The organism is Micrococcus sp. KRD077 (assembly GCF_017168505.1).
GTDB lineage: Bacteria > Actinomycetota > Actinomycetes > Actinomycetales > Micrococcaceae > Micrococcus > Micrococcus luteus.
In genome coordinates, this window is record NZ_JABFAZ010000013.1 from 1 (window position 1) to 20,004 (window position 20,004).

18 protein-coding genes and 2 tRNA genes are annotated in these 20,004 nt (G+C 73.3%); 10 read left to right on the plus strand and 10 right to left on the minus strand.

All coding sequences use genetic code 11. The features are described 5' to 3' along the window. The 7 genes from J1M39_RS04515 to pknB form a co-directional block, all read left to right on the plus strand. Positions 1–349, plus strand: a 349-nt coding sequence (locus J1M39_RS04515) for an FHA domain-containing protein (protein ID WP_206482074.1), incomplete at its 5' end; no start/stop codon positions are given. Next, a complete protein-coding gene (locus J1M39_RS04520; RefSeq protein ID WP_010079714.1) occupies positions 346–906 on the plus strand; it encodes an FHA domain-containing protein FhaB/FipA in 561 nt (186 codons plus the stop codon). The genes J1M39_RS04515 and J1M39_RS04520, both read left to right, overlap by 4 nt. Positions 907–909: 3 nt before the next feature. Continuing rightward, positions 910–2,625 carry a PP2C family protein-serine/threonine phosphatase gene (locus tag J1M39_RS04525; RefSeq protein WP_078026172.1) on the plus strand — a complete coding sequence of 572 codons (1,716 nt, stop codon included), beginning with the start codon at positions 910–912 and terminating at the stop codon, positions 2,623–2,625. Continuing rightward, entirely contained in the window at positions 2,622–4,046 is a 1,425-nt protein-coding gene (locus J1M39_RS04530) for an FtsW/RodA/SpoVE family cell cycle protein (RefSeq protein ID WP_060973821.1), read from the plus strand. The genes J1M39_RS04525 and J1M39_RS04530 overlap by 4 nt, the downstream gene beginning before the upstream one ends. Then, the gene (locus tag J1M39_RS04535; RefSeq protein WP_036384638.1) at positions 4,043–5,488 is read left to right on the plus strand and encodes a peptidoglycan D,D-transpeptidase FtsI family protein; all 1,446 of its coding nucleotides are present in this window, start codon (positions 4,043–4,045) and stop codon (positions 5,486–5,488) included. The genes J1M39_RS04530 and J1M39_RS04535 overlap by 4 nt, the downstream gene beginning before the upstream one ends. Next, on the plus strand, positions 5,485–7,539 hold the full coding sequence (locus J1M39_RS04540) for a protein kinase domain-containing protein (protein ID WP_179288598.1): 2,055 nt from the start codon (positions 5,485–5,487) through the stop codon (positions 7,537–7,539). Before J1M39_RS04535 ends, J1M39_RS04540 begins: the two co-directional genes overlap by 4 nt. Before the next feature lie 32 nt (positions 7,540–7,571). Next, positions 7,572–9,866 carry a Stk1 family PASTA domain-containing Ser/Thr kinase gene (gene pknB, locus J1M39_RS04545; protein WP_206496497.1) on the plus strand — a complete coding sequence of 765 codons (2,295 nt, stop codon included), beginning with the start codon at positions 7,572–7,574 and terminating at the stop codon, positions 9,864–9,866. Positions 9,867–9,911: 45 nt separating this feature from the next. Here the strand turns inward: pknB and J1M39_RS04550 are convergent, their stop codons facing one another. Next, positions 9,912–10,565: a glutamine amidotransferase-related protein gene (locus J1M39_RS04550; protein ID WP_206496498.1), complete on the minus strand. Its 654-nt coding sequence runs from the start codon at positions 10,563–10,565 to the stop codon at positions 9,912–9,914. Positions 10,566–10,722: 157 nt separating this feature from the next. Between J1M39_RS04550 and J1M39_RS04555 the strand changes: the two genes are divergently transcribed. After that, positions 10,723–11,028 (plus strand): cell division protein CrgA, encoded by a 306-nt coding sequence (locus J1M39_RS04555; RefSeq protein WP_044659935.1) that lies wholly within the window; start codon positions 10,723–10,725, stop codon positions 11,026–11,028. Positions 11,029–11,195: 167 nt separating this feature from the next. Here the strand turns inward: J1M39_RS04555 and J1M39_RS04560 are convergent, their stop codons facing one another. Next, positions 11,196–11,930, minus strand: a complete 735-nt coding sequence (locus tag J1M39_RS04560; RefSeq protein WP_342356363.1) for a rhomboid family intramembrane serine protease — start codon at positions 11,928–11,930, stop codon at positions 11,196–11,198. Between the two features lie 218 nt (positions 11,931–12,148). After that, a complete protein-coding gene (locus J1M39_RS04565; RefSeq protein WP_206496499.1) occupies positions 12,149–12,679 on the minus strand; it encodes a peptidylprolyl isomerase in 531 nt (176 codons plus the stop codon). Positions 12,680–12,864: 185 nt separating this feature from the next. On the opposite strand from J1M39_RS04565, the gene J1M39_RS04570 reads away from it, so the two are divergent. Both J1M39_RS04570 and J1M39_RS04575 read left to right on the plus strand, forming a co-directional pair. Then, positions 12,865–14,100, plus strand: coding sequence for a hypothetical protein (locus J1M39_RS04570; protein WP_206496500.1), 1,236 nt, complete (start codon positions 12,865–12,867; stop codon positions 14,098–14,100). Between the two features lie 152 nt (positions 14,101–14,252). Further along, complete coding sequence (locus J1M39_RS04575; RefSeq protein WP_206496501.1) at positions 14,253–14,900, plus strand: MBL fold metallo-hydrolase; 648 nt, start codon at positions 14,253–14,255, stop codon at positions 14,898–14,900. 33 nt (positions 14,901–14,933) lie between these two features. Here J1M39_RS04575 and J1M39_RS04580 read toward each other — a convergent pair whose 3' ends face one another. From J1M39_RS04580 to gyrA, 7 genes are all read right to left on the minus strand, one after another. Further along, entirely contained in the window at positions 14,934–15,161 is a 228-nt protein-coding gene (locus J1M39_RS04580; RefSeq protein WP_049161426.1) for an amphi-Trp domain-containing protein, read from the minus strand. 77 nt (positions 15,162–15,238) lie between these two features. Next, positions 15,239–16,027, minus strand: coding sequence for a queuosine precursor transporter (locus tag J1M39_RS04585; protein ID WP_206496502.1), 789 nt, complete (start codon positions 16,025–16,027; stop codon positions 15,239–15,241). A 252-nt stretch (positions 16,028–16,279) separates the two neighbouring features. Beyond that, positions 16,280–16,352 (minus strand) — tRNA-Ala (locus J1M39_RS04590). A gap of 11 nt (positions 16,353–16,363) precedes the next feature. After that, positions 16,364–16,525, minus strand: coding sequence for a hypothetical protein (locus tag J1M39_RS04595; RefSeq protein WP_010079767.1), 162 nt, complete (start codon positions 16,523–16,525; stop codon positions 16,364–16,366). A gap of 58 nt (positions 16,526–16,583) precedes the next feature. Further along, a tRNA-Ile gene (locus J1M39_RS04600) sits at positions 16,584–16,657 on the minus strand. A 100-nt stretch (positions 16,658–16,757) separates the two neighbouring features. Beyond that, positions 16,758–17,258, minus strand: coding sequence for a DUF3566 domain-containing protein (locus tag J1M39_RS04605; RefSeq protein ID WP_095347371.1), 501 nt, complete (start codon positions 17,256–17,258; stop codon positions 16,758–16,760). After that, positions 17,255–19,942 (minus strand): DNA gyrase subunit A, encoded by a 2,688-nt coding sequence (gene gyrA / locus J1M39_RS04610; RefSeq protein WP_206496503.1) that lies wholly within the window; start codon positions 19,940–19,942, stop codon positions 17,255–17,257. The genes J1M39_RS04605 and gyrA overlap by 4 nt, the downstream gene beginning before the upstream one ends. Positions 19,943–20,004 lie beyond the last annotated feature (62 nt).

Sequence of the window (20,004 nt, forward strand, 5' to 3'; positions counted from 1 at the left end):
CTCCCACGCCGACCAGCCGACCGTCGTGATGGGCCGCCCCGTGACCGAGCCCGCCGGCCCGGCACTCGAGCTGGACGGCCGCATGCTCCCCCTGGACGGGGACGACCTGATCCTCGGCCGCTCGGCCGAGCGTGCCGACCTCGTGATCCCGGACTCCTCGGTGTCCCGCGAGCACCTGCGCCTGCTCACCGTCGGCTCCACGGTCACGCTCCTGGACCTGGGCAGCCGCAACGGCGTGCTCGTCAACGGCCGCCGCGTGGACGGCTCCGTCACCCTGCGCGACGGGGACGTGGTGACCGTCGGCCAGACCGAGCTGCTGTTCTTCGGCGGGACGGGGGGCCGCGCATGAGCGAGCTCGCCGTCGCCGTGCTCCGCATGGGCCTGCTGCTGGCCCTGTGGGTGCTGATCATCTCCATCGTCATGGCGCAGGGCCGCGACCTCGTGGTCGGCCGGCGGAACAAGACGCGCCTCCAGCAGGCCCAGCGCGACGCCGGCCTGGTCACCGCGGTGCCCGCGGCCGGGGCCGCCGGGGCGGGCTCGTCCGCGGTCGACCGCCCCGCGCCCGCGTCGACGCCGTCCCCCGCCGCGTCCGCGCCGACGACGCCGGCCCCGCGGCTGTCCCGGACTCTGCGGGTGGTCGAGGGCCCGAAGGCCGGGCAGACCATCGCCCTGGAGGGCCGTCCCCTGCTGATGGGCCGCGCCCAGGACGCCGACCTGGTGCTCGTGGACGACTACGCCTCCGGCCGCCACGCCCGGCTGTTCCCCCAGGGCACCCGCTGGTTCCTCGAGGACCTCGGCTCCACGAACGGCACCTACGTCAACGGCGCCCCCGTCACCCGCGCGGTGCCCGTGGGCCCCGGCACGGCCATCCGCATCGGCAAGACCGTCATGGAGCTCGAGGCCTGACCCATGACCCTCGTCCTCCGCTACGCCGCCCGCTCCGACGTCGGCCGCGTCCGTGCCAAGAACGACGACTCCGCCTACGTGGGCCGTCATCTGGTCGTGCTCGCGGACGGCATGGGCGGGCACGTGGGCGGCGACGTGGCAAGCGCGTCCACGGTGCTGGACCTGGCCCCGCTGGATGCGGTGGGCTACGAGGACCCGGCCACGGTGCTGCCGGACGAGATCCAGAACGCCAACCTGATCCTCAACGAGCTGGTGCACGCCAACCCCAAGCTCGCCGGCATGGGCACCACGTGCACCGCCGCCCTGCTCGCGGGGACCACGCTGCACATCGCGCACATCGGCGACTCCCGTGCCTACCGGCTCGCGAACGGCGAGTTCTCCCAGGTCACCACGGACCACACGTTCGTGCAGAAGCTCGTGGACGAGGGGCGTCTCGAGGCCGGGGAGGCCCCGTTCCATCCGAACAAGAACGTGCTCATGCGCGTGCTCGGCGACGTGGACGCCTCCCCCGAGCTGGACGTGTTCGAGGTGCCCGTCGCCCCCGGAGAGCGCTGGCTGTTCTGCTCGGACGGCCTCACGGACGTGGTCTCCCCCGAGAAGATCCACGAGGTGCTGCGGGACTCGGAGGCTCTCAACCAGGCCGTCGACACCCTCGTGGACCTGACCCTCAAGGGCGGCGCCCCGGACAACGTCACCGTGGTGGCGTTCGAGATCGCGGAGGGCACGGCGGAGGAGCTGGCCCCCGTCCCGGACGTCCACCTGTCCGAGCAGGCCCTCGCCGCGGCCCACCCGCCCGAGGTCGGCCCGGTCTCCGGCCTGCTGCTGCGCGAGGACCTGGACGCACGACCCCACCTGCTCGTCGGCGCGGCCTCCAACGCTGTGAGGACCGATCGCATCCCCGTGGTCACCCGCAGCTCCACGCGCCGCCGCGCCGCTGCCCTGCTCGGCGAGACGCCCGTGCCGGAGAACCGTCCCCGGCGCACCGCGGCCGTCCTCACGGACGGGCCGGATCCCGACGTCGCCGCGCGCCCGGACCCGTCCGCCCCGCCCGCCGCGCCGCGCGGCACCGCGGCCGCCGTCGGCTCCTCCTCCGCCGCCACACCGGCCGCCACCGCTGCCGACCAGCCGTCCGACGAGGCCGCCGAGGCGTCGGCCACGGCCCCCACCCCGGCCCCGGCGACCTCCGGGCCCGCCGGCGGCCCCGAGGACGGGGCCGCGCGTCGGCGGCGTGGAAAGGACGACCGCCCGGTGCAGTACCGCCGCGGCTGGTTCATCCCCGTGTTCACCACGCTGCTCGCCCTCACCCTCGCGGCCGTGGCCGTGTGGGGCTACCTGTGGACCCAGACGCAGTACTACGTGGGGGCCAACGACGGCCGGATCGCCGTGTTCAAGGGCGTCTCCCAGCGGCTGGGCCCGCTCGAGCTGTCCCACGTGGACCGCCAGACCGACCTCCCGGTGGACGCGCTGCCCGCGTACGCACGCGACCGCGTGAACGCCGGCATGCCCGCCCGGGACGTGGACCACGCGGAGCAGATCGTCGCCGAGCTGCGCGACTCGCTGCACCCGAACGCCCCCGCCCCCGCCGGTGAGCCCTCCGAGCGGGCCCGGCCGAGCACGACGCCGTCGTCGTCCTCCGCCCGCCCCTCGGACGCGTCCGGCTCCACCGCGCCGACGAGCCCGGCGTCGTCCCCGAGCGCGACGGGAGGTGAGGCCCCGTGACCGAGGTGATCTCCCCCGCACGCCCGCGCCGGAACATCGAACTGGTCCTGCTGCTGGCCGCCCTGACCATCGCCCTGGGGGCGGACCTGCTGGGCATGATCGGCACGGATGCCCCGCTGGACTCCACCGCCTGGGTGCCGCTGGGCATCTTCGGCGCCGCCACCCTCGTGCTGCACGTGGTCCTGCGGCTGCGGGCCCCCTACGCGGACCCGTTCATGCTGCCGATCACCGCCCTGCTCAACGGGCTGGGCCTGGCCATGATCCACCGGCTGAGCCAGGACGCCGCGATGGCCAACCCCACCTCGCAGCTCGTGTGGTCCGTCCTGGCCGTCCTGGTGGCCTCCGCCCTGGTGTTCCTGGTGCGCGACCACCGGGTGCTGCGGCGCTGGCCCTACCTGTTCCTCGCCGCGTCCGGCGTGCTGCTGCTCCTGCCGCTCGTGCCCGGGCTGGGCCTGAGCATGTACGGGGCGCGGATCTGGATCGACGTCGGATTCGGCACCTTCCAGCCCGGCGAGATCGCCAAGATCACGCTGGCCATCTTCTTCGCCGGCTACCTCTCCGCGAACCGCGACCTGATCCTGCTGGCCGGCCGCCGTGTGGGCCCGGTGACCTTCCCCCGAGCCCGGGACCTCGGCCCGTTGCTGGCCGGCTGGCTCCTGGCGCTCGGCGTGCTCGTGTTCCAGCGCGACCTGGGCTCGGCCCTGCTGTTCTTCGGCATGTTCATGGCGATGCTCTACATCGCCACGTCCCGCGCCTCCTGGATCCTCCTCGGCCTGGGCCTGATCGCCTTCGGCGCGGCGCTGGCGTTCCTGTTCATGCCGCACGTGACCGCCAGGTTCGAGATCTGGCTGAGGGCCTTCGACCCCGAGATCTACCATCGCGACTTCGGCGGCTCCTACCAGGTGGTCCAGGGCCTGTTCGCGATGGCCTCAGGCGGGCTGATGGGCACCGGCCTGGGCGCGGGCAACCCCACCCAGGTGCCGCTGTCCTTCTCGGACATGATCCTCACGGCCATCGGCGAGGAGCTCGGCTTCGTGGGCCTGGCCGCCGTGCTCGTCCTGTACCTCCTGCTCGTCACCCGCATGATGCGCGCCGCCCTCGGCGTGCGCGACGCGTTCGGCAAGGTGCTCGCCTCCGGCCTGGCCTTCACCATGGCGTGGCAGGTGTTCGTGGTGATGGGCGGCGTGACCCTCGTGCTGCCGCTCACCGGCCTCACGACGCCGTTCCTCGCCGCCGGCGGCTCGTCGCTGCTGGCCAACTGGATCATCGTGGGGCTCGTGCTGCGCATCTCGAACGCCGCCCGCCGTCCCGTGGTCGTGGACGGGATGGTCAACGCGTCCGGGCCCGGCGCCGGCCACCTCGACCCCGGCACGGCGCTCCCGGCGGCGGCCGTGCCCCCGGGAGGAGGTGAGGAGCGGTGAACGAGGCGATCCGACGCACGTGGACCGTCATGGCGGCCATGATCCTGGTGCTCGCGCTGGCCGCGTCCGTCATCCAGGTGCTGGCCGCGGACCAGCTCAAGACGCACGCCCTGAACTCGCGGCAGATGTTCCTGGAGTTCGGCGCCCCGCGCGGGCCGATCCTCGTGGACGGCGAGCCGATCGCCGAGTCCGTCCCCTCCGACGACGCGTACCACTACCAGCGCGTCTACCACGAGCCCGAGCTGTACGCCCCGCTCACAGGCTTCTATTCGCTCACCTACGGCACCGACGGGCTGGAGGCGGCCATGAACGAGCAGCTCTCCGGCACCCCCACGTCCCAGTTCGTGGACCGCGCCATGGAGATCATCACGGGTGCCACGCCTGAGGGCGACCAGGTGGAGCTGACGATCGACCCCGAGCTGCAGCGCCTGGCGTACGACGCGCTCCCGGACGGCGTGCGCGCCTCCGCCGTGGTCACGGACCCGACGACAGGCGAGATCCTGGCCATGGTGTCGAAGCCGAGCTTCGACTCCAACGCGCTCTCCTCGCACAGCCCGGCCGAGGCGCAGGCGGCCATGGCCGCGATCGACCAGATCCCCGGTGCCAGCGCGTACCGCAACCGCGCCGCGGAGCAGCTCGTGTCCCCCGGCTCCACGTTCAAGCTGATCGACGCGGTGGCCATGCTCGAGTCCGGTGACTACACCCCGGACGGGACGGTGGACATCCCCGCCGCGTGGACGCTGCCCGGCACGACCACGGAGCTGCCCAATTACGACGGCTCACCGTGCAACACCGTGGGGCGTCAGACCCTCACGTGGGCGCTGGCGCAGTCCTGCAACACGCCGTTCGCCATGGCCGCCGTCGAGCTGGGCCAGGACCGGATCCGGGAGGTCGCCGAGCGGTTCGGCTTCAACGACTCCTTCGACTACCCGCTGCCCGTGACCGGCTCCGTGTTCCCCTCCGACCTGGACGACGCCGCGCTGGCGCAGTCCTCGATCGGCCAGCGGGACGTGCAGGCCACCGCGCTGCAGATGGCTATGGTGGCCGCCGGCATCGCGAACGACGGCGTGGTCATGGAGCCGCAGCTGATCAAGGCGGTCCGCCGTTCGGACCTCACCACGGTGCAGGAGTTCAGCCCCCGTGAGCGCGGCCGGGCCACGACCCCCGAGGTGGCCGGGCAGGTCTCGGACATGATGGTCTCGGCGGTGGAGGACGGCATCCTGGGATCCGTGCAGTCGGACACGGTGCGGATCGCGGCGAAGTCGGGCACGGCCGAGGTCGGGGACACGGGCAACGTGCACTCCTGGATCACCGGCTTCGACGCGAGCGAGAACCCCCGGGCGGCCGTGACGATCGTGGTGGAGGACGAGCCGCCGGGGGTTGGACATCAGACAGTCGTCAGTGGCATGAAGGCAATCATGGAAGCGGTGGTCACGGAATGAGGCCGACATCGGGCATCACCCTCGGCGGCAGGTACCAGTTGACCGATCGCATCGCGATCGGCGGCATGGGCGAGGTGTGGAAGGCGCGGGACAAGGTCCTGGGCCGGATCACCGCCGTGAAGATCCTCAAGGAGGAGTACACAGGTGACCCCAACTTCCTGCGCCGCTTCCGGGCGGAGGCCCAGCACACGGCGCTGCTGAACCACCCCGGCGTCGCCAACGTCTACGACTACGGCGAGGAGAAGGGCTCCGCCTACCTCGTCATGGAGCTCGTGCCGGGCCAGCCGCTGTCCTCCATCCTCGAGAAGGAGAAGGTGCTCTCCCCCGAGCGGACCCTGCGGATCATCGCGCAGACGGCGGCCGCGCTCTCGGCGGCCCACGCCCAGGGGCTCGTGCACCGCGACGTCAAGCCCGGCAACCTCATGATCACGCCCACCGGCCGGGTGAAGGTGACGGACTTCGGCATCGCGCGCCTGGCGGACCAGGTCCCGCTCACGGCCACCGGCCAGGTGATGGGCACCGCCCAGTACCTCGCGCCCGAGCAGGCCACGGGGCAGCAAGCCACCGGCTCCTCCGACCTCTACTCGCTGGGCATCATCGGCTACGAGGCCCTCGCCGGGCATCGCCCGTTCACGGGCGAGTCCCAGATCGCGATCGCCCTCGCCCAGGTCAACGACACCCCGCCGCCCCTGCCGGACACCGTCCCGGCCCCGGTGCGCGCCCTGATCATGTGCATGCTCTCGAAGGACCCCAAGGAGCGGCCCTCGGACGCGACCGCGCTCTCGGAGGCCGCCGACGCGCTGCGTCGCAAGGACACCCGCGGCGCGGTGGAGGCCGTGCCCGGCCTGGCCGCCTTCCTCGAGGAGCAGGGCGTGGCCGACCCCTCGGGCGCCGAGACCGCCCCCCTGGACTACGACGGCATGCGCACCACCCATCCCCGCGCCGAGGGCACCCGGACGGACGGCTTCCCCGCCACCGCGGCGCTGCCGGTGACCGCGGCCCAGCCCCGCACCGACGACGACGCCCGCGGCCCCGGCGCCGCCGGTGCGGCGGCCGTGGGCGCGGCCGGTGTGGCCGGCGCCGCCGCGAGCGCGAGCACGCGCGACCACGAGATCGCCGCCGTGCGTGATCAGCAGACCCGCCCGGGCGACGTCGTGGACCCGGGCCCGCCCGCCGGGGGCGGCTCCGCACCCGCCCGCCGGCGACGCGCCAACCGCTGGCCGCTGTGGGCGCTGCTCGGGCTCGTGGTGTTCGCCCTGCTGGGGGCCCTGCTGTGGCCGCTGCTCACGGGTGGCCGCGGCGTCGGCGGCTCGGCGCCGGCGACCTCGCAGGAGGAGTCGTCCGTGCACGTGGACCCGGAGGCGTACAAGGGTCGCCCCGTGAGCGAGGTGCGCACCGAGCTCGAGGGCCTCGGCCTGGCGGTGCGCGAGGAGGACCGCGACGCGCAGAGCCCGCAGGGCACCGTCGAGGAGATCAACCCCGTGGGGGCGCTGCGGCGCGGTGAGACCGTCACGCTGGCCGTCTCCACCGGGGAGGGCGTCATCCCGGAGGGCCTCGTGGGCCAGCCCGTGGAGAGCGCGATCCAGACGCTGCGCGACCGCGGCTTCACCGTGGACCGGGTGGACGACCCGTCCGCCGACGGCGCCGACGGCGAGGTGGTGCGCGTGGTGCCCGGCGAGGGCGAGCGACACCGCTATGACACGCACGTGCAGCTGATCGTGGCCACCGGCGGGTCCGACGCCGCGCCGACCCGCGAGGCGTCCCAGCCCGCCTCGGAGCCGGAGCCCAGCGCGTCGGAGGAGCCGAGCACCGGGCCGAGCCCGTCGGCCTCGGACGAGCCCAGCCCGTCCCCCACCGCCGAATCCCCGACAGCCACCGCCGACCCGGAGCCCACGCCGGAGCCGTCCGAGGAGCCGACGACGCCCACGGGGGATCCGACGACGGAGTCCTCCGGGGAGTCCACGGCACCGACGGGCGAGCCCACCACCGACCCGTCCGCTGACGCGCGTGGTGCGGAGGCCTCGTCCGCCGACGCCACGCCCTCCGCTTGAGCGGCGGGCGGGACGGGCACGCGGACGTGTCTGTGGATGAGCAGAGGATCCTGAACGGGCGGTACCGGATCGGTGAGCTGATCGGGCGCGGCGGCATGGCGGACGTCTTCCGCGGCGAGGACCTGCGGCTGCACCGCCCGGTGGCGGTCAAGCTGATGCGCCGGGACCTGGCGCGCGATCCGCACTTCCAGGCGCGCTTCCGCAAGGAGGCACGCTCGGCGGCCTCCCTGAACCACCCCTCGATCGTCTCCGTGTACGACACGGGCGAGGTCTCCCTCGAGGACGGCCTCCATCCGGTGGACTGCCCGTTCCTGGTGATGGAGCTCGTCTCCGGCCGGACGCTGCGGGAGATCCTGCACGCCGAGGGCGCCGTGGGCACGGACCGTGCCGTGGCCTGGACCCGGGGCGTGCTGGAAGCGCTCGAGCACGCGCACGAGGAGGGCATCGTCCACCGCGATGTGAAGCCCGCGAACGTCATGGTCACGGAGACGGGCGCCGTGAAGGTGATGGACTTCGGGATCGCCCATGCGCTGGCCGACACCTCCGCCACCACGTCGCAGACCCAGGCCGTGGTGGGTACGGCCCTCTACCTGGCTCCGGAGCAGGCGACGGGCCGCACCGTGGACGGCCGCGCCGACCTCTACGCGGCCGGCTGCCTGCTGTTCGAGCTGCTCACGGGCCGACCCCCCTTCACGGGTGACACGCCGCTGGCCGTGGCCTACCAGCACGTGCGCGAGGAGCCGCCGGCGCCCTCCGACGTCGACCCCGACCTGCCGCCCGCGTTCGACCCCGTGGTGCTGCGCGCGCTGCGCAAGGATCCACAGGACCGGTTCCCCACCGGCGCCGCGTTCCTCGCGGCCCTCGAGGAGGCCGCGGCGGATCCGCACGCCGCCCCCGGCCGTCACACCCCGCCGCTCGGTGCCGGCAATCCCGCCCCAGTCGGCGCGGGCGGCGCGGTGCCGCGCGCCACGCCCGCGGAGCACGGGGCCGACGACGCCGACGTGCCGACGGCCACGGTCCCGCTGACCCGGCCGACGCCCTCCGTCCCGGCCGAGCCGGACGCCGCACAGCCCCAGGCGGCGAACCATGCCGTGGCGGGTGCGGGACTGCTCGGCGCCGCCTCCGCCGCGCAGCTTGCCGCCGCCGCCGCCATGGACGGCCCCCGCCCGGTGACGGTCGGCCAGCCGGTGATGCCCGGTGCGGTCGCGACGCCCCGGCCCGAACCGCAAGGGGACACGCCGGCGCCAGCGACGGCCACGCACCGTCGCGTCCGCCGGCGCCTCCGCCGGCGCACGCTCCTGGCGGCCGGCGTGGTCCTGGTCGCGCTGGCCCTGGTCCTGGCGCCGTGGCTCGCGGCGGCCCTGCGCAACACCGTGGAGGTGCCCGCGGTGGTGGGGCTGCAGCAGGACGAGGCGGTCGCGGCGCTCGAGGACGCGGGCCTGGTGGCCGTCGTCTCGTCGGCGTACATGGCCGACGCCCCGGACGGGGCCGTCACCCAGAGCGACCCGCAGACGGGCACGGAGGTGCCCCGCGGGGCCGAGGTGCGGATCCGGGTGTCCCGCGGCAAGGAGGGCATCGCGCTGTCCGACTCCCTGCACGGGCTGTCCGAGGACGCGGCCCGCCGCGAGCTGGAACGGCTGGGCCTGCGCGTCTCCTCCGTGCAGTACCAGGACGACGGCCGACTCGAGCGCGGGCTGCTCGCCCGCACCGACCCCGCGATGGGCACCCACGTGCCGCCCGGCTCCTCCGTGGTGCTGCACCTGTCCAGCGGCATGGTCGCCGTGCCGGACGTGGTGGGGATGAGCGCTCCGGACGCGCGGCGTCAGCTGGCGCTGAGCGCCCCCGAGCTGCGCGTGCGGATCCAGGACGAGGACGGCGCGACCACCGACACCGGCACGGTCGTGGCCCAGGATCCGCCCGCCGGCGTCCGCGTGGACAACCGCTCCTCCCTGACCCTGACGGCGTCCTCGTGGATCGCGCCCACGGCCGAGCCCTCCGAGCCGGCGCCGCCGTCCAGCGAGGCGCCCGAGCCCACGCCGTCGGCGTCCGCGTCACCGAGCCCCCCGCCGTCGGAGAGCGCGGAGCCCTCCGAGAGCGCGGAGCCGTCGCCCTCGCCGTCCGCCTCGGCCAAGCCCACCCCCGAGCCGACGGCGACCGCGACGCCGTCGCCGACGCAGAGCCCGTCGTCGACGTCGGCGGCCCCGTCGACCTCGCCGGAGCCGACCGAGCAGTCGCCGAGCACCTCGCCCACCGCGACGCCGGTGGACCCGCTGCCGACGCTGACGCCGGACCCCGAGCCCTCGATCGACCCGCCGCCGTCCACCTGAGCGGCCGGGGCGCCGTCCGACCCGCGAACCGGGCCCCGGGACCGGTCAGTCCTGGCGGACGAGGGGCGAGAGCCGACCGCCGCGCTCGGCGGCCCCGGAGAGCCCCACGGACTCGAGCCAGTTGCCGAGCATCCGGTAGCCGCCCTCGGTGAGCACGGACTCGGGGTGGAACTGCACGCCCCACAGGGGCGCGGTGCGGTGGGCCAGTCCCATCACGACGCCGTCCTCGGTCTCGGCGGTGATCTCCAGGACCGCCTCGTCCACGGTGGGCCGCACGGCGGCCAGCGAGTGGTAGCGGGTGGCGGTGAACGGCGAGGGGACGCCCTCGAACATGGGGTGCTCGCCGTGGCGGACCAGGGACGTCTTGCCGTGCATGAGGGACTCCGCGTGCGTCACGGTGGCGCCGAACGCCTCCGCGATGGCCTGGTGCCCCAGGCACACCCCGAAGAGCGGACGGCCGCCGTCGGCGGCGGAGCGGATGAGGTCGAGGGAGACACCGGCGTCGGCGGGCGCGCCCGGCCCGGGCGAGATGAGCACGGCCGTGTGCGCGGCCGCGAGCTCGAGGGCGCGGGCGGGGGTGACCTCGTCGTTGCGGATCACGGTGGTGCGGGCCCCGAGCTGCTCGAGGTAGCCCACCAGGGTGTAGACGAAGCTGTCGTAGTTATCGACGACGAGGACGGAGACCTCGGGGCTCTGCACGGGGGCGCTCTTTCCTCCCCGCCGCGTGGGAGCGGGGTGCATAGACTGGCCGGGCACGTCGCTGACCCCGGTCCTGGGCAGGTCAGCAGGATACCGTCCCCGCCCCGGTCCCACGCGGCGGGGAGGAAAGCCACCCCCCCACCCGAGGAGAAGACCCGTGGCAGCACCCGCCGGCAAGCGCAAGGACTCGGCCCGTCGGAAGCGCGAGGAGCTCGAGGCCGCGCGCCGCAGCCGCTCCGCCGTGCGGACGGACCTCGGGGACGTGGACCCGGGTCCGAAGCCCCTCTCCCCCGGGTACAAGGCCGTGATGTTCGGCCTGCTGATCCTCGGCCTGCTCTGGATCATCGTCTACTACCTGACCCAGGGCCTCTTCCCGATCGTGCAGATCGGCGGCTGGAACATCCTCGTGGGCTTCGGCATCGCGCTCGTCGGGTTCCTCATGATGTCCCGCTGGAGCGAATGACACACGTGTAGTTCTCCACAGCGGTGGACAACCCTGTGGATGGCCGATCCGCACGATCCCGCCCGGAGACGAGTTGTCCCCGGAGTTGTCCACAGGTGTGGACACCCCTGTGGGAAGAAGTGCACACCCCGCTGTGGAGAACTCCGGGGACGGTCGGGGACGACGGCCTAGCCGAGCAGGCCTGCCACCGTGACCCGGGCGGCGCCGAGCACCGTGAGCGCCGCCAGCGCCGCCGCCACGACCACGAGGCCGGCCGCCTGGGCGCCCACGGACGGCACGCGCGCGCGGCCGGGCCGCAGCCCGCCGGCCAGGGAGAACACGACGGCGACGACGGCGCCCGTCAGCAGCCCGCCCACGTGCACCTGCCAGGCCACCCCGGGCAGCAGGAACGAGAACACGAGGTTCAGGCCGATCAGCACGGCGATCGAGCGCACCTGCCCGCCCCGCACCCGGGTGAGCAGGAACAGGGCCGCGAACATGCCGTACACGGCGCCGGACGCCCCGACGACGGGCTGCAGCGGGTCCGAGACCCACAGTGCGAACACCGCGCCGCCCACGGCGGAGAGCACGTAGAGGGCGAGGAACCGCCACCAGCCCAGCGCGGGCTCGAGCACGCGCCCGATCACCCACAGCGCGAGCATGTTCAGCAGCAGGTGCGTGGGACCGGAGACGTCGTGCACGAGCGCGTAGGAGGCCATCCGCCACGGCTCCATGCCGTACGGGGACGTGTAGAGCCCGGCGTACCAGAGCGCCTCGGTCACGCCGGACGCCTGATCCCGGGTCAGCCACTGCGCCGCGTAGACCACCGCCGTGACCGCCAGCAGGATCCAGGTGACGGGCGAGGCGGCGAAGCCCGTCCGCCGTCGGACCGGGACCGACGCGGCGGCGCCGGCGGGAGCCACCGTCGGAGCAGGGCCGGCCACGACGCCGGACGCACAGTCCACGCAGACCGGTCCGGCCGCGGAGCCGGGACGCTGGCAGTCGAGGCACGCGGGGCGCCGGCAGACGGCGCAGCGCACATACGCGGCACGGCCCGGATGCCGCGGGCACACCGGGGGTGTGCCGTCCGCGGAGTCCGGGCCGTGCGGGTCAGAGGGGGTGGTGCTCACCGAGGGGCTGCTCAGGCCTCGTCGATGTCGATGGACTCGATGACGACGTCCTCGAGCGGGCGGTCACGGGGATCGGTGGCGACGGCGTTGAGCTCGTCCACGACCTTCTGGGAGGCCTCGTCCTTCACCTCGCCGAAGATGGTGTGCTTGCCGTTGAGCCAGCCGGTGGGCACGGAGGTGATGAAGAACTGCGAGCCGTTGGTGCCGGGGCCGGCGTTGGCCATGGCCAGCAGGTAGGGACGGTCGAACTGCAGCTCGGGGTGGATCTCGTCGCCGAACTGGTAGCCGGGGCCGCCGATGCCCACGCCGAGCGGGTCGCCGCCCTGGATCATGAAGTCCTTGATGATGCGGTGGAACACGGTGCCGGAGTACAGCGGGGCGCCGTTGTTCTTCTCACCGGTCTGCGGGTGGGTCCACTCCTGCTCGCCGGTGGCGAGGCCCACGAAGTTCCTCACGGTCTTCGGGGCGTGGTTGCCGAACAGCTCGACGACGATGTCGCCGTGGTTCGTGTGGATGGTCGCGGTGTGCGTCTTGTTCGCCATGAGCCCCATTGTTCCATCCGCGGCGGCGGGCCGTCCGGATCCCGCCCTCCGGGGGCGGGTCGTCCGCGATCGGCGTACGCACTCCCGGCGTGCCGGGACCCGTGCCACGGCGGGGGTCGGCCACTAGGCTGGGCCTCGAGGACCACCGCGTTCAACGACCATCCAGAACCCACGGGAGGCATCACATGGCCCGCAAGACCCTGCACGACGAGATCCAGCACGACGGCGGCGCGAACGCGTTCGTCGCACGCCAGGCGGAGAACCTGCGCCACTGGGCCGCCCCGAAGGTGGAGTCCACCCGCGCCTGGAGCGAGGTGGCCGCGGCCTACGGGCTGATCGGCGGCTCCGCCGCGGCCGAGGAGGGCCGCCGCAAGGCCCAGGACGCCAAGAAGGAGTACGGCCCCGTGGTCGAGCGCGGGGCGCGGAAGGCCGGTGAGGCCGTCGCGCACCAGTACGGGCTGCTGGCCCCCGCCGTCGCCAAGGGCGTGGACACCGTCCAGGACTTCCTCGAGCACCTGCAGGCCCAGGCACAGGACGCCGGCCACGAGGTGCAGCAGCAGTTCGCCGCGGCGCGCAAGGACGCCGAGAAGGCCGCGAAGAAGGGCCGCCGTCGTGGGGGCCGCATGGCCAAGCAGCTGCGCCGGGACGGCCGCCAGGCCGCCAAGGGCCTGCGCAAGGACGCGAAGAAGGCCGCCAAGGGCGCCCGCAAGGACGCGCAGCGGTCCGCCGCCCTGTTCAGCGACCGCGCCGGCCAGGCCAAGGACGCCGCCGCCGCGGGCGGCCTGACCCTCGCCGGCCTCCTCGCCACGGGTCTGTCCGCGCTGCAGGAGCAGGGCGGGAAGGTGGCCCCGCAGGTGCAGGCCCGCCTGGCCGACGCCGGCGACTACGCCCAGCGCCGCAAGGAGGAGGTCCTCCCCGTGGCCGCCGCCCGCCTGGCCGACGGCGCCGCGCACGCCCGCAAGACCGCCCACGACGTCGAGGTCCCGGACGCCCTGGAGCAGGCCCTGATCAAGCTCACCGGGGACAAGGCGATCGTGCAGCGCCTGCGCAAGGGTGCCGAGCAGTACGCCGGCGCGGCCGAGAAGGACCTGAACCGTGCCGCCGGTCGCCGGGCCTCGCGCTCGGGCGGCCGCGCCTGGATCGTCGCGGGCATGGCGGCCGCCGCCGCCGGCGCCGGCTACGCCCTGTGGCGCCTGACCAAGCCGGTGCAGGATCCGTGGACCGCCCCGGTCCCGGGCCCGATCACCGCGAACATCCCGGTGGTGGAGGCCAACAACCCCTACGCCCAGCAGCAGAAGGTCGTGGCCGAGGCCGGCTCGGCCGCGGCGGGCCAGGGCGTGCGGGTGGACACCGCCACGCCGGACCCGGTGGCCGCCGCCAACGCGAAGGTGCTGGGCGTCCAGCCCGGGCAGCAGCGCTGACCCGCTTCCCCGCGCCCTGAGCGCGCAGCGGACGGAGCCCGGCCCGCGCATCCTCGGCAGAACCGAGGGTGCGCGGGCCTTGTCCGCCGCCGGGAGCGCGCGGGAGGCTGGGAGCGCCCGGGATCCCGACGCCGGGCGGAGGAGTGATCTGCATGAGCACGACCCTGACCCTCTTCGGCCACTCGGCCGTCCGCCTCGAGAAGGCCGGTCGGCGCCTCGCGTTCGACCCCGGCGCGTTCAGCGACGCGGCGGTCCTGGACGGCGCGGACGCCGTCCTCGTGACGCACGGCCACCCGGACCACGTGGTCCCCGAGCAGCTGGCCCGGGCGTTGGCCGGCACGGAGACGCACGTGTGGGCGCCACGGGACCTCACGGGGCCGCTGGCGGAGGCGGGGCTCGATGCCGGGCGAGTGCACACGGCCGTCCCCGGGGAGACGTTCGAGGCCGCCGGCTTCCGGGTGGAGGTGCTCGGCGGGGAGCACGCGGTGATCCACGCCGAGGTGCCGCGCCCGGTCAACGTGTCCTACCTCGTGGACGGGGCCGTGCTGCACCCCGGCGACTCGTTCACGGTGCCGGACGCCGACGTCGAGGTGCTCCTGCTGCCCGCCGCGGCGCCATGGCTGCGCATCGCGGACGTGGTGGACCAGATGCGGGCCATCGCGGCGACGCACACCCGCCCCATCCACGACGGCATCCTCAGCGAGGACGGCAAGGGCGTGGTGGACGGGGTGCTCTCGGGTCTCGCCGAGGGCGTGACCGACTACCGACGTCTGGCCCCCGGGGAGCCCTGGACGTTCTGAGACACGGGGAGGCAGCGGCCGGCCCGGGGCCGGTCACCAGCTGAGGGTGATCTCCAGCTCGGCGTCGCCGCCGTCCTCGACCTCGAGCTCCACCTCGAGGCCCACGCGGTCCGGGACGGTGACGACGACGTCGCGGCCGCCGTGCTCGATCCGCACCTCGTTCTGCCGGGAGAGCTGGTCGGCGAGGTCGCGCAGGCGTGCGGCGGCCTGCTCGCGGCTGAGGGTCTGCTGCTGCTCGTGCTCGAAGAGGTCCTTGCCCATGGCACCGACGGTAGTCGCTGGGCGGGGTGCGCGCGACGGACGGGCCCCGGCGCGGCCGACGCCGGGGCCCGTGCGGGTCAGCGGGACGCGGCCGGGGCGAGGGCGGGATCGTCGTCGCGGTGGATCTCGAAGCCGGGTGCCCGGTAGGTGGGCTCCCGGCGCTTGAGGGCGCGGATGACGAGCAGGGTCACCGGCACGATGAGGATCTCCACGAGCGTCTTGTACGCGAAGCCGGTCACCGTGTAGTTCGCCAGTTCCAGCAGCGAGATGGTGCCGGCGTAGGCGATGGTGCAGAAGATCAGGGTGTCGAAGAACTGGCCGACCACGGTGGAGAGGATGAGCCGGAACGCCACGTGCCGTTCCTTCATGCGCTCCTTGAGGCGGACCACGATGGACGCGTTGAGCAGGGAGCCCACGAGGAACGCGACGAAGCCGGCCACGGTGATCCGCAGCATGGGCGCGAGGGCCTGGTCCCACACCTCGAAGCCCTCGACGGGCGTGGTCCAGGAGACCACCGTGTAGGTGAGGGCGGCGAGCACGAGCATCGCGAAGCCGAGGACGATGGCGCGGCGGGCCCGGCGCCAGCCGTACACCTCGGCGAGGATGTCGCCGACGATGTACGCGAACGGGAACAGGAAGGCGCCGCCGTCGAAGATGAGGGGGCCGCCGTCGTAGAAGAGGTCCGAGACGACCGGGACGGTGGGGCCGTAGAAGAGCTTGGCCGCGGTGACGCCGGAGAGGATGAGGAGGGCGATGAAGACGCCCACGAAGATGTCGTAGTAGCTCGCGGGCACCCGGGCGTAGGCCGGAGTGCCCTGCCCAGAGGCGGGTCGGTTGGGGGACGGGGTGTCGATGGTGGTGTTCACCGGACCATCCAACACCACGCACGACGGCGGTGGGCGCGGTGGGCGGGTCCGGCGGCGGGGGTTCGGGGCAGGCCATCCCCGTCCCTCCGTGGGCAGAAACGCCCTCTCTTCTGCCCACGGGGCCCGAAGTCCTGCGGTTTGTGCCCCAGGAGCCCCCGGGTCGCCGGTTTCTGCCCACGGTGCCGGCGCCGGCGGCCACCCTGGGCAGACGAAAGGGCCCGGGAGTCTCACGACTCCCGGGCCCTTCTTCGGTGGAGGCAAGGGGACTCGAACCCCTAACCCCCTGCTTGCAAAGCAGGTGCGCTACCAATTGCGCCATGCCCCCGTGAGGACCGGTCAGTCCTCCGGTGCCGGCTCGACGCCGTCGGCGTCCTCCGGCAGGTCGTCCGTGGCCGTGGCCCAGACGTCCTTCCCCGCACTGTTCTCCCGCCAGAGACGCGCCCCATAGGCGGCTGCCGCGGCGCCGACCACGAGGGCCACGCGTGCCAGTCGACCCATGGGAAGACCTCCGGAGACGAACGGAGCCCCAGCGGACCGGGGCTCTGTGTGGTGGGAGTGGGCGTACCAAGACTTGAACTTGGGACCTCTTCGTTATCAGCGAAGCGCTCTAACCGCCTGAGCTATACGCCCTCACCGTCGGTCACGGCTGACGCCGTTCACAACAGGAGATGACTGTACAGGAACGCCGACGCCCCGCGCAAATCCGCGCGGGGCGTCGGCGAGGGTCGGCTCAGTCGTCCGCCAGCGTGACGCCGATGCCGCCCACGAGGCTCGCGCAGAGGTTGTAGAGCAGCGCGGCCAGGGTGGCCAGGGCGGTCAGCAGGATGACGTTGACCACGGCCAGCACGGTGGCCAGCGAGGTGACGGTGCTCAGCGGGGCCAGGGACGCCACGGTGTAGCGCCCGGCCTCGGAGCCGAGCACAGTGCCGATCACGTCGTTGACCCTGTCGAAGATCCCGAGGACGTCGGACAGCGAGTACAGCGCCACCGCCGCCACCACCGTGAGGATGCCCAGCGCCACCGAGAGCAGGAACGCCAGCTTCAGCACCGACCACGGGTCCACCCGGGTCAGCACCAGGCGGGCGCGGCGCACCTTGGCCTTCGGGACGGCGCGGACCAGGTCCTCCTGCGAGGACCCGCTGGCCTTGCGCACCGGACGGCCGGACCGCGGCTCGGCGGCCTTCCCAGTGCTCCGTCCCTGGCCGGGACGCGACGACGCGGACGTGCTCACTGCTCTCCTCCGTCTGCACCCTCACCGGCGTCCTGCGTCAGGGCGTCCTCCGGTGCGGCTACGGGGTCGGTCGGGTCGATGTCTGCGTCCAAGGGTACATCCGGCCCCGCCTCGGCCTCGGCGTCCGCCTTCGCCTCCATCTCCTGCTCGTTGTTCAGGGTGACGGCGACGATCCGGTCCCGCTTGTCCGGCTTGGCGAAGATCACGCCCATCGTGTCGCGGCCCTTGGCCGGCACGCCGGCGACGGCGGAGCGCACCACCTTGCCCGAGGCCATCACCACGAGGACCTCCTGGTCCTCGCGCACCACGAGACCGCCGGCGAGCTCACCGCGGTCGTCCACGAGCTTGGCGACCTTGATGCCGAGGCCGCCGCGGTTCTGCAGGCGGTACTCGTCCACGTGGGTGCGCTTGGCGAAGCCGCCGTCCGTGACGGTGAAGACGTAGCCGTCCTCCTCCACCACGTCCATGGTCAGCAGGGAGTCGTCGTCGCGGAACTTCATGCCCGTCACGCCCGAGGTCGCACGGCCCATGGGACGCAGCGCCTCGTCCGTGGCGGTGAACCGCAGGGACTGGCCCTTGCGCGAGATCAGGATGAGGTCGTCGTCGGGCGAGACCACGCGGGCCGAGACCAGCTCGTCCCCCTCGCGCAGCTTGATGGCGATCAGGCCGGCGGTGCGGTTCGTGTCGTAGTCCAGCAGCGGCGTCTTCTTCACGAGGCCGCCGCGCGTGGCGAGCACGAGGTACGGGGCCCGGCCGTAGTCCACGAGCGGCTGGATCTGGGCGATCCGCTCGTCCGGCTGGAACGCGAGCAGGTTGGCCACGTGCTGGCCCTTCGCGTCGCGGCCGGCCTCGAGCAGCTCGTACGTCTTGATGCGGTACACGCGGCCGAAGTTCGTGAAGAACAGCAGCCAGTGGTGCGTGGACACGGTGAGGAAGTGCTCGACGACGTCGTCGCCGCGCAGCGTCGCCCCGCGCACGCCCTTGCCGCCGCGCGCCTGGGACCGGTACTGGTCGATCCGGGTGCGCTTGACGTAGCCGCCGCGGGTGATGGAGACGACCATCTCCTCCTCGGGGATCAGGTCCTCGATGGACATGTCCCCGTCGAAGCCGGCCATGATCTCGGTGCGGCGGTCGTCGCCGTGCTTGGCCACGATCTCGGCGAGCTCCTCGGAGATGACCTCGCGCTGACGCTGCGGGGACTCCAGGATCCGGTTGTACTCGGCGATCTTCGCCATGAGGTCGTCGTACTCGTCCTGGATCTTCCGGGACTCCAGGGCGGCGAGCTGGCGCAGCTGCATCTGCAGGATGGCCTGGGCCTGGACGTCGTCGATGTCCAGGAGCTCCTTGAGGGCCTCGCGGGCCACGTCCGCCGAGGCCGAGCGGCGGATGGTCTTGATGACCTCGTCCAGCATGTCCAGGGCCTTGAGCAGGCCGCGCAGGATGTGCGCGCGCTCCTCGGCCTTGCGCTTGCGGAACGCGGTGCGGCGCACGATCACGTCGATCTGGTGCTTCACCCAGTGGTGCACGAAGCCGTCCAGGGACAGGGTGCGCGGCACGCCGTCCACGAGCGCGAGCATGTTGGCCGAGAAGTTCGACTGCAGCTCGGTGTGCTTGTAGAGGTTGTTCAGCACCACCTTGGCGACGGCGTCGCGTTTGAGCACGATCACCAGGCGCTGGCCGGTGCGACCCGAGGTCTCGTCGCGCATGTCCGCGATGCCGTTGATCTTGCCGTCCCGCACCATCTCCGCGATCTTCGCGGCGAGGTTGTCCGGGTTGGTCATGTAGGGCAGCTCGGTGACCACGAGGCACGTGCGGCCCTGGATCTCCTCCACGTTGACCACGGCGCGCATGGTGATGGGGCCGCGGCCGGTCCGGTAGACCTCCTCGATGCCCTTGCGGCCCAGGATCTGGGCGCCCGTGGGGAAGTCGGGGCCGTGCACGCGGGCCAGGAGCGCCTCGAGCAGCTCCTCGCGGGTGGCCTCGGGGTGCTCGAGGTACCACTGCACGCCCGCGGCCACCTCGCGCATGTTGTGCGGCGGGATGTTCGTGGCCATGCCGACGGCGATGCCCGAGGAGCCGTTGACCAGCAGGTTCGGGTACCGGGCGGGCAGGACGACGGGCTCCTGCTGCTTGCCGTCGTAGTTGTCCTGCATGTCGACGGTGTCCTCGTCGATGTCCCGGACCATCTCCATGGCCAGCGGGGCCATCTTGGTCTCGGTGTAGCGCTGGGCGGCCGCGCCGTCGTTGCCCGGGGAGCCGAAGTTGCCCTGGCCGAGCGCCAGCGGGTAGCGCTGGACCCAGTCCTGGATGAGGCGCACGAGGGCGTCGTAGATCGCGGTGTCGCCGTGCGGGTGGTAGTTGCCCATCACGTCGCCCACCACGCGGGCGGACTTGTTGAACGCGCGGTCCGGGCGGTAGCCGCCGTCGTACATCGCGTAGAGCACGCGACGGTGCACGGGCTTGAGGCCGTCGCGCACGTCCGGCAGCGCGCGGCCGACGATCACGGCCATCGCGTAGTCCAGGTACGAGCGCTTCATCTCCGACTCGAGGTCGACGGGCTCGACCTTGTCGGCGGCGCCCTCGGGGAGCACGTAGTGCTCCACCTCGATGTCCAGGCCGGTCTGCGGGGTCGGGGCGCCCTCGACGGGCTCGTCCGGGGTCTGGGGGGTGGTCTCGTCGCTCACGCGGGTCCTCTCGTGCTCCCCGCGACGGCGGGGAGGGTGGTCGGCTCAGGCAGGTCTGCGGG

Excerpts from the sequence above, each read along its gene's own strand:
- J1M39_RS04520 (WP_010079714.1), top strand. The coding sequence starts at position 346 with ATGAGCGAGCTCGCCGTCGCCGTGCTCCGCATGGGCCTGCTGCTGGCC.
- J1M39_RS04525 (WP_078026172.1), top strand. The coding sequence starts at position 910 with ATGACCCTCGTCCTCCGCTACGCCGCCCGCTCCGACGTCGGCCGCGTC.
- J1M39_RS04540 (WP_179288598.1), top strand. The coding sequence starts at position 5,485 with ATGAGGCCGACATCGGGCATCACCCTCGGCGGCAGGTACCAGTTGACC.
- J1M39_RS04565 (WP_206496499.1), bottom strand. The coding sequence starts at position 12,679 with ATGGCGAACAAGACGCACACCGCGACCATCCACACGAACCACGGCGAC.
- J1M39_RS04570 (WP_206496500.1), top strand. The coding sequence starts at position 12,865 with ATGGCCCGCAAGACCCTGCACGACGAGATCCAGCACGACGGCGGCGCG.
- J1M39_RS04575 (WP_206496501.1), top strand. The coding sequence starts at position 14,253 with ATGAGCACGACCCTGACCCTCTTCGGCCACTCGGCCGTCCGCCTCGAG.
- J1M39_RS04580 (WP_049161426.1), bottom strand. The coding sequence starts at position 15,161 with ATGGGCAAGGACCTCTTCGAGCACGAGCAGCAGCAGACCCTCAGCCGC.
- J1M39_RS04595 (WP_010079767.1), bottom strand. The coding sequence starts at position 16,525 with ATGGGTCGACTGGCACGCGTGGCCCTCGTGGTCGGCGCCGCGGCAGCC.